At 42.0% G+C, this 10,758-nt stretch carries 13 protein-coding genes; 9 read left to right on the top strand and 4 right to left on the bottom strand.

Annotated elements, in window-relative coordinates:
* Positions 1-192: 192 nt before the first annotated feature.
* The 3 genes from cccA to ACFVSH_RS18270 all read left to right on the top strand — a co-directional run bounded on the left by cccA (position 193) and on the right by ACFVSH_RS18270 (position 2,599).
* On the top strand, positions 193-561 hold the full coding sequence (cccA, locus tag ACFVSH_RS18280) for a cytochrome c550 (RefSeq protein WP_260284719.1): 369 nt from the start codon (positions 193-195) through the stop codon (positions 559-561).
* A gap of 215 nt (positions 562-776) precedes the next feature.
* Positions 777-1,484 carry a tRNA (adenine(22)-N(1))-methyltransferase gene (locus ACFVSH_RS18275; RefSeq protein ID WP_192205583.1) on the top strand — a complete coding sequence of 236 codons (708 nt, stop codon included), beginning with the start codon at positions 777-779 and terminating at the stop codon, positions 1,482-1,484.
* Positions 1,481-2,599: a Nif3-like dinuclear metal center hexameric protein gene (locus ACFVSH_RS18270; RefSeq protein WP_387598017.1), complete on the top strand. Its 1,119-nt coding sequence runs from the start codon at positions 1,481-1,483 to the stop codon at positions 2,597-2,599. The genes ACFVSH_RS18275 and ACFVSH_RS18270 overlap by 4 nt, the downstream gene beginning before the upstream one ends.
* 48 nt (positions 2,600-2,647) lie before the next feature.
* Here the strand turns inward: ACFVSH_RS18270 and ACFVSH_RS18265 are convergent, their stop codons facing one another.
* Positions 2,648-3,592, bottom strand: coding sequence for a 4-hydroxy-3-methylbut-2-enyl diphosphate reductase (locus tag ACFVSH_RS18265; protein WP_387598014.1), 945 nt, complete (start codon positions 3,590-3,592; stop codon positions 2,648-2,650).
* 126 nt (positions 3,593-3,718) lie between these two features.
* Positions 3,719-4,411 (bottom strand): VrrA/YqfQ family protein, encoded by a 693-nt coding sequence (vrrA, locus tag ACFVSH_RS18260; RefSeq protein ID WP_387598011.1) that lies wholly within the window; start codon positions 4,409-4,411, stop codon positions 3,719-3,721.
* Between the two features lie 401 nt (positions 4,412-4,812).
* Between vrrA and ACFVSH_RS18255 the strand changes: the two genes are divergently transcribed.
* On the top strand, positions 4,813-6,126 hold the full coding sequence (locus ACFVSH_RS18255; protein ID WP_098369785.1) for a DEAD/DEAH box helicase: 1,314 nt from the start codon (positions 4,813-4,815) through the stop codon (positions 6,124-6,126).
* 12 nt (positions 6,127-6,138) lie between these two features.
* Positions 6,139-7,035 (top strand): deoxyribonuclease IV, encoded by an 897-nt coding sequence (locus ACFVSH_RS18250; RefSeq protein WP_387598007.1) that lies wholly within the window; start codon positions 6,139-6,141, stop codon positions 7,033-7,035.
* Positions 7,036-7,133: 98 nt separating this feature from the next.
* On the opposite strand, the gene ACFVSH_RS18245 is transcribed toward ACFVSH_RS18250, so the two are convergent.
* On the bottom strand, positions 7,134-7,394 hold the full coding sequence (locus ACFVSH_RS18245; protein WP_260284714.1) for a DUF2624 domain-containing protein: 261 nt from the start codon (positions 7,392-7,394) through the stop codon (positions 7,134-7,136).
* Positions 7,395-7,607: 213 nt separating this feature from the next.
* Here ACFVSH_RS18245 and ACFVSH_RS18240 point away from each other — a divergent pair, with 213 nt between their 5' ends.
* From ACFVSH_RS18240 to ACFVSH_RS18230, 3 genes are read left to right on the top strand one after another with little or no spacing between them, the layout of a single operon-like run.
* On the top strand, positions 7,608-8,372 hold the full coding sequence (locus ACFVSH_RS18240) for a metal ABC transporter ATP-binding protein (RefSeq protein WP_387598003.1): 765 nt from the start codon (positions 7,608-7,610) through the stop codon (positions 8,370-8,372).
* 21 nt (positions 8,373-8,393) lie between these two features.
* The gene (locus tag ACFVSH_RS18235) at positions 8,394-9,227 is read left to right on the top strand and encodes a metal ABC transporter permease (protein ID WP_137019139.1); all 834 of its coding nucleotides are present in this window, start codon (positions 8,394-8,396) and stop codon (positions 9,225-9,227) included.
* A 15-nt stretch (positions 9,228-9,242) separates the two neighbouring features.
* Positions 9,243-9,668 carry a Fur family transcriptional regulator gene (locus tag ACFVSH_RS18230; protein WP_214806778.1) on the top strand — a complete coding sequence of 142 codons (426 nt, stop codon included), beginning with the start codon at positions 9,243-9,245 and terminating at the stop codon, positions 9,666-9,668.
* 36 nt (positions 9,669-9,704) lie between these two features.
* On the opposite strand, the gene ACFVSH_RS18225 is transcribed toward ACFVSH_RS18230, so the two are convergent.
* Positions 9,705-10,289, bottom strand: coding sequence for a 5' nucleotidase, NT5C type (locus tag ACFVSH_RS18225; RefSeq protein ID WP_387597999.1), 585 nt, complete (start codon positions 10,287-10,289; stop codon positions 9,705-9,707).
* Positions 10,290-10,455: 166 nt separating this feature from the next.
* On the opposite strand from ACFVSH_RS18225, the gene ACFVSH_RS18220 reads away from it, so the two are divergent.
* The coding region (locus ACFVSH_RS18220; protein ID WP_387707193.1) for a hypothetical protein at positions 10,456-10,758 on the top strand (303 nt) is incomplete at its 3' end.

Genomic DNA, 10,758 nt, shown 5'->3' with positions numbered 1-10,758 from the left:
ACTATGAACATATGTAAGAAAAAGTAAAATGTTTGGAAATATACATAAGTTTTTGACAATTTTAAGAAATTATATAATATCTTCTATTTTTGGGCTTTTACTTGAAACTCTTTTCAAGTAAAATAATATATAGTTGTTTGTATATAATATTAATTATGGTAAGTTTAGGTTCTACATAGGGGAGGGAATACTATGAATCGCAATCCAGTAATGCCTTTTATTATTATCATGGTTTTTGGTATTGGACTTATGTTTTTACTTTCGTTTAAAGGTTTGGGTGATGCCAAAGATCTTGCTAAGGAAAAAGAGGGCGGCGAAAAGACAGAAGAAACAGAAAATGCCTCAGCATCACCTGAGGACATTTATAAGCAAAACTGTATCTCTTGTCATGGTGACGCCTATCAAGGCGGTGTAGGGCCTGCCCTAAAAGGAGTTGGCGATCGTCTGTCGGTGGACGAGGTTAAAGAAGTGATCACTAATGGACGAGGTGCAATGCCGCCAGGTCTAGTCGAAGAACAGAATATTGACGCCATGGCCGAATATATTCATGGACTGAAATAAGTCATGAAACTGACTCAAGAAATCGTTGGAAAGCGAGCTTTTTGAGTCAGTTTTTCATTTTTCGGAAAAGGGAGATTCCAGGTGGAAGATTTCTTTTGCCAACTGATAGAAAGGGCCCCATTTCTCCTATCTGTAATTTTTCGATTGAACTTGGTATAATCGAATGGGAAACTTATTATAGTAAGACATTATTTGAATTAAGAGAGTTGATAAATATGAATCATGAAAAACTATCGATGAGATTAGAACGTGTTGCCATACATATACCAAAAGGAAGCATTCTAGCAGATATAGGTTCAGACCATGCTTACTTACCGTGCTATGCGGTGACTAACGGCTTGTGTGACAGTGCTATAGCAGGTGAGGTTGTAGAAGGTCCCTATCAGTCAGCACGCAAGCAAGTGGCAATGACGGGGCTTGGGGACAAGATAGAAGTCCGTAAAGGAGACGGGCTTGAAGTATTGAATCCTGATGAAGCGACATGCATTACGATTGCAGGCATGGGTGGGACGTTGATATCAAGTATATTGGAAAGCGGAAAAGGAAAACTCGGCAAGGCAGAAAGGCTTATCCTTCAGCCTAATGTAGGTGCAGCGAATGTTCGCAGCTGGTTAATCGAAAACGGCTGGGAACTTAGTGGAGAGGAAATCCTTGAAGAAGATGGGAAAATCTACGAGATCTTAATTGCGAAAAAAGGAGAACCGCTCCGCCCTTATGGGGTGAACAAGCAAGCCGGCCTCACTTTCGGTCCATACTTAAGAGAGCAATTCAGTGACATTTTCATAAAAAAATGGCAGCTTGAGAAAAAACATTTGGAAAGAATCATCGAACAATTGGATGAAAGCGGAAGAAGCGGACTGGAAACGAAGCGCAATGAATTAAGATCTCAGATTTCAGTAATTGAGGAGGTGCTTAAAGGGTGAAGACAGTGAATGGCCACGAAATCATTGAAACGTTTGAACAATTCTCCCCAAAGCATTATGCAATGGAGGGAGATCCAATCGGGCTGCATGTCGGGCAGCTCAATAAGCCGGTTACTAAAGTGCTGATTGCCCTTGATGTGCTGGAAGAGGTTGTAGACGAAGCGATAGAACATGGCGTGGAATTGATCATCGCCCACCATCCGCTTATTTACCGACCATTGAAAAAGATCGATACAAACGCAGCTGGAGGCCGAATCATCGAGAAGCTGATCAAACATGATATCGCTGTTTATGCTGCACATACCAATTTGGATGTTGCTAAGGGCGGAGTGAATGATTTACTTGCCGAAGCGCTACAATTGCAGGATACAGAGGTATTGATTCCGACTTATGAGACGGCTCTAAAGAAATTGGTCGTATATGTTCCAAAGACTGACGAACAAAAGGTGAGGGATGCCCTGGGTAAGGCAGGGGCCGGAGCGATCGGGAACTACAGCAATTGTTCGTTTTCCGGGGAAGGGACCGGACGCTTCTTGCCAGGTGAAGGCAGTGAACCGGTAATTGGCTCTAAAGGTAAGCTTGAAGAGGTAGCTGAAATGAGGATTGAAACGATATTCCCGGAAAATATCGAGAAGAAAGTGCTAGCTGCGATGATTAAAGCCCATCCATATGAAGAAGTTGCTCACGATATATATAAACTGGAGAACAAAGGTGAGTCTCTTGGCTTAGGAAAGGTTGGTGTACTTGCTGAAGAGATGACACTCGAACAATTTTCCGAACATGTGAAGCGGACTCTCGATGTTGAAAGGGTGCGTGTCGTTGGAGATTTGCAAAGTCCGATAAAAAAAGTGGCCGTTTTGGGCGGAGACGGCAATAAATACTTTACGACAGCGAAATTCAAGGGAGCTGATGTTTACGTTACAGGTGATATGTATTACCATACAGCCCATGACGCGATGATGATTGGATTGAATATTGTGGACCCGGGCCACAATGTTGAAAAGGTGATGAAAAAAGGTGTTGCACGGATCCTTGAAAAAATGTGCCGCGAAAAGAACTACGATGTTGAATTCATTCCATCCCGGCTGAATACAGACCCTTTCCGCTTCATTTAAATAACACGAAAAAGGCAGCCCTTAGTGGCTGCCTTTGTTTTTGTGCAATCATTTCTTCACTTTAATCTTTGGTAAAATCTTATGCAAAGGCGTTTTCTTTTCTGTATTCCAAGTCGATTCATCATTTGCTTCATATTGCTCTAGAAATGTGATGACTTCCTTCGTGATCGGAGTTGGTGTAGAAGCCCCCGAAGTGACGGCAACCGTTTCTGCATCCTTTAGCCATTCAAGATTCAGCTCGGAAATGTCAGCGATTCGATAAGCTCTCGTGCCGGCAATCTCTTGGGACACTTGTGCAAGACGGTTTGAATTATTACTCTTGGGATCACCGACAACGATTAAAACATCAGCTTCGCCAGCTTGCTCGGCAACCGCTTCTTGGCGAACCTGTGTCGCTAAACAAATTTCCTTATGGACTTCGGCATGCGGGAATTTATCCTTGACCTTATCCATGATATCCAAAACATCCCATTGGCTCATCGTTGTTTGATTGGTGACGATGATCTTATCACTATTCAAAGTCAAGGCTTCCACATCTTCATCCTTTTGAACCAGGTGAACGACATCAGGAGCAACTCCGACAGCACCTTCTGGTTCCGGATGCCCTTTTTTGCCAATATAAATGATTTGATAGCCTTCCGCTTGTTTTTCCCGAATTAAGTCATGTGTTGCGGTAACATCGGGACATGTTGCATCGAGTGTCACAAGCCCTTTTTTCTCAGCGATCTTCCTAATCTCAGGTGAAACGCCGTGAGCAGTAAAGATGACGGTTCCGCTGTCCACCTGTTCGATGATATCGTTGCGGTTGCTTCCGTCCAACGTGATGATGCCTTCTTCTTCGAACGCATCCGTCACATGTTTGTTATGCACGATCATTCCTAAAATGTAAATGGGACGTGGCAAGGTTTTATCTAAAGCCGCATTTCGGGCGATGACCATGGCATCGACAACGCCATAACAATAGCCGCGCGGGGAAATTTTAATCACTTTCATCTATGTGTCCTCCTTCAAGGCAAGAAACTCCCACTTTTTATACCTTTCTATTATATAAGACCATAGATGATATTACAAAACATCATATTTACATAAAATCAGTTATTGGAAAAATTTTTGCAGACATTATATATAAAGCTTGGGTCCGGATGATCTTTCCCTTTTCGTTTCGGTACGAACTTGGGCGATGGGGCTAGCTTCTTTAGCTTTATCTTTTTTCTTCGAATCTGTTTTTACTTCACTGCTTTTTTGTTCCTCAACCTTTGGCCCGCTTTCAACGGTAGCTCCCGCATCCTTGGTCTCATCGGCTGATGATATGCTCCTGAAAACTTTCCACATGGAAGGCAGATTTTTAATCACTGGCCCGTATTGTTCCACCATAGGCGTGAATTGTTCCGCGGCCTGCAACACTTTTTGCGTGTTGGAAAGCATATTATTAAGCGAATCGGGGTTTTTTAATGTTTCTAAAATACCGCCTCCGCTGCTTCTTGAAGAACTTTTGTTAGTGGAAGCGGCTGGCGCAAACAAATTGGGTGAAGCTCCTTTTTGTTTCGACTTACCGAGTATTTTTGACAATAGCCCCTCTTTCTTTGCTGGCGGCATTTCCTGCCGCTGCGGTTGGGAGAAAGGGCCTCGGAAACCTTGAGGTCCCTGTGGCTGTGGCCTCTGCGGTCTGTTTTGGACCATCGGCCTCTGCATCTGCTGATAAGGATGGGGAATTTGCCGTGGCTGTCTGAAAGGAGCAGGCTGCTGCTGCATCCCTCGGCCATTGGGTGGCTGAAAACCGGGTCCGGGTTGACGATTTCTGTTTGGGAACATAGGTTTCACCTCCTCAGTTTTTATATGCGATGTACTCTTCTATATAAATTATGCAACTCGGCAAAAAAGGTTTGAGGAAAGAGTGACTGGGCAGTTGTGAAGTAACCGGAAAGAAGGTAAGATGGTAACGGTAGTCTTTTTAGCTCCATGTCTGCGGGGGATACGCTATGACCAGGACAGGGGCTTTTCGTTTGCAAGAGTCCATTTTAAGAAAACTAACCTCAGCGCATGCGCTTTTGTGATTTAAGTAAATGGGTCACAGGGAAAAAAGTAGATGGCCTGACCATTATGGGGCAATCCCTATTTTCTTCACGAGCAACCCAGGCGCTTGCGCTTTTTGTGTAAAATTTATTATAATAACAGGACATGTCTAATGACTGACAGGATAAAGGAGTTTTTTGATGAAACAAAATCAATTTGAACGATTTAATTTGAAAAGCTACATTCTAGATGCGGTTCGTACTTTAGGGTTCGATAAGCCGACGGAAATTCAAGAGCGCGTGCTTCCGTCGCTTTTAAAGGGAAGTAGCTTAATTGGCCAGTCGCAAACAGGTACAGGCAAGACACATTCCTATTTGCTGCCGATCATGAACAGGCTTGATGCTGGTAAAAATGAGGTTCAAGCGATTATTTCCGCACCAACCCGTGAGTTAGCGAACCAAATCTACAAAGAAGCTTTGAAAATTGCTGACCATTTCCCTGAGGATGAGCAGATTCAAGTCCGTTGTTTCATCGGTGGCACTGATAAACAGCGAATGATAGATAAATTGAAGACACAGCCACAATTGGTAATTGGTACCCCGGGCCGGATCAAGGACTTGGTTGAAGCTCAGGCATTACAGGTGTATACAGCTAAAATGCTTGTAGTCGATGAAGCGGACCTTATGCTAGACATGGGATTCATTGAAGATGTCGATTTATTTGCATCACGTATGGCTGAAAAAATTCAAATGCTTGTCTTTTCGGCAACCATTCCAGAAAAATTGAAGCCGTTTTTGAATAAATATATGGAGAATCCAAAGTATGTTCAAGTAAATCCCAAGCAAGCGACAGCTTCGAAAATTGAACATGTTCTTATACCGCTTCGCCACCGTAACAAAGAGCAGTTACTTCATGATATCATCGTTCGTTATAATCCATATTTGGCGATTGTTTTCACGAACACAAAGAAAATGGCGGATCATGTGGCTAATTCCTTGAGCGAAAAAGGATTGAATGTCGGCCGAATTCATGGGGATTTAACGCCTCGTGAGCGTAAAAAAATGATGAAGCAAATCAATGATTTGGAGTATCAATTCATCGTTGCGACAGATCTGGCTTCCCGTGGAATCGATATTGAAGGTGTAAGTCATATCATTAACTATGAATTGCCTTCAGACTTGGACTTTTATATCCATAGGACGGGTAGGACCGCTCGTGCAGGATATTCAGGCATTGCCACTACCATATACGATACTTCCGATGAAGATTCATTGAACCGCCTTGAAAAAATGGGCATTCAGTTCCGTGATGCCGATATCCAAAATGGTGATTGGGTTGATATCGACGAACGTAATAAACGAAAAAACCGTAAAAAACAAAAATCTGATATTGATGTTAAAGCGAGCAGGCACGTCAAGAAGCCAACTAAAGTTAAGCCAGGATACAAGAAGAAAATTCAACGAGATGTGGAAAACTTTAAAAAACGCGAACGTCGTATACAGAGAAAGAAATAGGGGAGAAATCAGATGCTGAAGATTGGATCGCATGTTTCAATGAGCGGGAAAGGTATGCTTCTTGCTGCGAGTCAAGAAGCCGCTTCGTATGGCTCCAACACATTCATGATCTATACAGGGGCCCCTCAAAACACAAGACGTAAAAAAATCGAGGATTTAAATATCGAAGCCGGAAGACTGCATATGGAGGAGAATGGAATCAGCGATATCGTAGTCCATGCTCCATATATCATTAACATAGGAAATACCACGAATCCAGCCACATATGAGCTTGGAGTCAACTTTTTACGCAGCGAAATCGACCGGACTGAAGCGATTGGTGCAAGGCAAATCGTACTTCATCCAGGTGCTCATGTTGGTGCAGGCAGTGAACTGGGGATCAAGAGAATCATTGAGGGTTTGAATGAAGTGCTGACTGCCGACGATAAAGTTCAGATTGCCCTTGAAACGATGGCGGGTAAAGGTTCTGAATGTGGCAGGTCTTTCGAGGAGCTGGCGATGATCATTGATGGTGTAACCCATAATGAAAAATTATCGGTATGCTTCGATACTTGCCATACTCATGATGCCGGATATAACATCATCGAGGATTTTGATGGCGTACTGAATGAATTCGATAAATTGGTCGGTGTTGATCGTATCAAGGTCCTTCATATAAACGATAGCAAAAACGAACGCGGCGCCCGTAAGGACCGCCATGAAAACATTGGATTTGGTCATATTGGCTTTAAGGCGCTGAATGATATTGTGCACCATCCTCAATTAAGCACTGTTCCGAAAATCCTGGAAACACCTTATGTAGGGGAAGACAAAAAAGACAAAAGGGCACCTTATAAATTCGAAATTGATATGTTCAAGAATAATCAATTTGAAGAAGATTTATTGGAAAAGATCAGGTTCCAACAATAATCATTATAGAAAAGGACGATTCATTGAAATGAAGATGAATCGTCCTTTCATTTTGTATTTGGATTAAGTATGCTCAAATAGCAACAGGCATAAGATCTTTAAAAAGTGGAAGTAAGGTTGTTGAAGAGGGATTCTATCTCCCTGGCTGTGCTTGCACCGGCAACTTTTGTAATTTGACCAAGTACGTTCTGTCTTTGACGTATATCAAAAATGTTAATATTTTTACCGGCTAGAAGTACAGTGATATCCTGTGCCTGTTTTTGAGTGAGTGCAACCTTATGCTGTTTAGCAAGGGAAAGCAGTTCACCGGGGCGTATATTGTTGATTTTATGATTGACCATCATTTCAAATAATTTCAAACGATCTCCTCCTTTGTTAAAACATATGAAGGAGGCCGGCGGATGTGAACATGAAACTTCGTTTTGGTTATGGTAAATTGGTTCAGATGACATTTTTTGTGTTTCGGGGTGTATCGGCACATGTTAAGAAGACCGGATTCTTTACAACTGGACTTCTTTGATTTATACTAACGATTGTTAATCGTAATGATTCTTAAAAAATAGGTGATCTCTTTGGACAATGTAGTAAACCCCATAGTTAAATTTGAAGATATATCTTACAAATATACAAAAGATCTAGTGCTGGAACATGTTTCACTTGAAATTCCCAAAGGGGCCTTCTTAGCTATCGTCGGGCCGAATGGATCCGGTAAGTCAACGCTTTTGAAGTTGTTGCTTGGTCTGTTTAAGCTCCAAAAGGGTAAAATTCAAATATTCGGGGAAGACATACGACGCTTTAAAGATTGGCAAAAGGTCGGGTTCGTTTCCCAAAAGGCGAATTCCTTCAACTCAGGATTCCCTGCCACTGTTTTTGAAGTGGTTCAGAGCGGTTTGACCAAAAAAATTGGCTTGTTTAAGTTTGCAGGCAAAGAAGATAAGCAAAAGGTGAAGAAGGCTCTGGAATCCGTGGATATGCTTGAATATCAGAACCGTAATATCGGGGAATTGTCCGGAGGCCAACAGCAAAGGGTATTCATTGCCCGTTCACTGGTCAGCGAACCGGAATTGATGATATTGGATGAACCTACGGTTGGCGTTGATTCAAAAAACGTCCATCAATTTTATGAAATGCTTGAGATGTTGAATAAAAAATTAGGAATAACCCTGATTTTAGTAACACATGATGTTGGTACTGTGACCGATAAAGTCACGCATGTCGCCTGCTTGAATAAAAAGCTTCATTTTCATGGGGATGCCCGTGAATATAATGAATTGGATGAAGGTGAGCTCTCGTCCATCTATGGACATGGGGTCCAATTTTTAAATCATGATCATTAATATGTTTTGGAGGATAGCCCAATGATATCGGGGATATTGCAATTTGAATTTTTGCAGAACGCATTCTTGACCGGAATCATCATCGGAGCGATTGCGCCATTAGTGGGCGTTTTTGTCGTGGTAAGGCGGATGTCGATGATTTCCGATGCGCTCAGTCATGTAGCGCTTGCTGGTATAGCGTTTAGTTTATTGCTGCAGAAGAGCTTTCTATCTTTAGCAGGATTGAATCCACTTTATATTGGAATGGCGTTTTCTGTAGGTGGTTCATTATTCATTGAAAAATTAAGAGGGGTGTACAAGCATTACCAAGAGCTTGCAATCCCGATCATAATGTCCGGAGGCATGGGTCTTAGTGTCATTTTCATATCCATTGCAGATGGTTTCAATACCGATTTATATGGTTATTTATTCGGCAGTGTCAGTGCCGTCAGCCGGGCGGACCTGTATGTCATTTTGGCAGTGGGGTTAGTCGTAGCCTTGATGCTTACCTTATTATATAAAGAATTATTTCTGTTATCTTTTGATGAAGAGCATGCCAAAGCGTCTGGAATACCGTATAAAGCGATACATTTTATTTTTATTGTCATGGTCGCACTGGTCATTGCGGCTTCCATGAAAATCATTGGCATATTACTTGTTTCTTCGCTCATGACGCTCCCGGTAGCAGCTAGTCTCCGCTTTGCGAAGGGCTTTAAGCAAATGATCGGTTATTCGGTATTATTCGGTGAAGTTTCTGTCATTGGCGGATTATTCATATCATACAACCTTGACCTCGCTCCTGGTGGGACCATTGTAATAATAGCTGTACTAATTCTCATCTTGTCAATTTTGTTTGATAAGTGGAAAAATCGATAGATGGGGTGATGTATTTTGAACGTAACTACTGCGATGCAACTTTTAAAAGATAAAGGTTTTAAGCATACAGGAAAGAGGGAAGAAATGCTTCAGCTTTTCTCTTCCAGTGATAAATATTTAACGGCCAAAGATGTATTGGAGAATATGAAGCAGGATTATCCAGGATTAAGCTTCGATACGATTTACAGGAACCTTTCCTTATTTGTCGAACTTGGCATCTTTGAAGCGACCGAGTTGGAAGGGGAAAAGCGTTTTCGTTTTACATGCGGTCATTCTTCCCACCATCACCATTTCATCTGTTTGAATTGTGGAAAAACGAAAGAAATCGAACTGTGCCCGATGCAGGAACTTCAGGAAAGCTTGAAGGAATACGATGTTTCGGGGCATAAATTTGAAATTTACGGACGCTGTCCCGCATGTAGCGTATCTTTGGAAGCATAAAAACCATTGACCTCCAGTCAATGGTTTTTTCTTGTCTCATTTTATACTCGCCACTTTCCCTGACATCCAATTATTCACCCAGGCTGAGGCTTCTTGCCAATTGTTGACCCGTATCACCCTTTCAGGCACGGGATCTTGGTTGTAGGGGGTATTAAATAAAATCACGGGTATTTTACACTCTTCCGAAATCGTCACTGCGTTATCGTGCTTGTCCTCTAAAAAGAGATCGACTTCGAATTTTTTGGCTGCAGCAATCTTATCATGTGAACCTACAAGTTCTATATGATCATATAGGACTTGATTAGTCGTGAACCAATCCTTCGTTACATCCAATAGACGGGTGCTCCTGGCACTGATGAAATAAAGGTTGGCTTGTTCTGTCCATTTTTCCAATACATCTTTCGCACCCTCAGCCAATAATGATTCGGAATAGATGAGTGGTTCGGTCTCAATGAACCATTTAGTAAAATCCTCTTTTGGAACATTCACGAAAGGGAATAAGTCATATTCGGTAATGTCTTCATAAGCTAAATTCAGCTGAAAAGCTTTATTTAAAAAGGGGACCATGGAATCAGGTCTTGTGACAGTCCCGTCTATATCGATGCCAAAACGTTTTTTCATGATGAATCTCTCCTCATTTTCAATACTTGTAATAGTGTAACATATCCCCTCAGAGCTTTGGTAAAAACCCGTATTTATTTCCAAGACATGAAACCATTTTCACGATGGTTCCTGCAATTTTTACATACACTATAAATGCTTCACAAACGAAAGTGAGGGATGCGCGATGGAAAAAGATCAATACTCCAGTATCGACGATGAAATGCAATTGGCGAAAGAGGGCAGTGAACCAACCGTTGTGGATGATCAGCATCATGAACGGTATTATAATGAAGATACTCCTGAAGATGACAGACGATATGAGAGTCGTGGGTCCATAACCAATATGGATAACCGGTATCAGGAAGAAACGTCTGCCGAGATTTCAACACCACCTCAGCGAATCGGGTCATATAGAAATGATGAACCTGCAGAGGATAATGGTTCGGGGGATGTGGCATCAAGAGGAAAAGCGATTGGTGTCATATCA

The organism is Peribacillus sp. NPDC058002, from assembly GCF_042886655.1.
Lineage (GTDB): Bacteria > Bacillota > Bacilli > Bacillales > DSM-1321 > Peribacillus > Peribacillus aracenensis.
The sequence above is the reverse complement of the archived record's forward strand: the minus strand, read 5'-3'. Positions and strand labels throughout refer to the sequence as shown.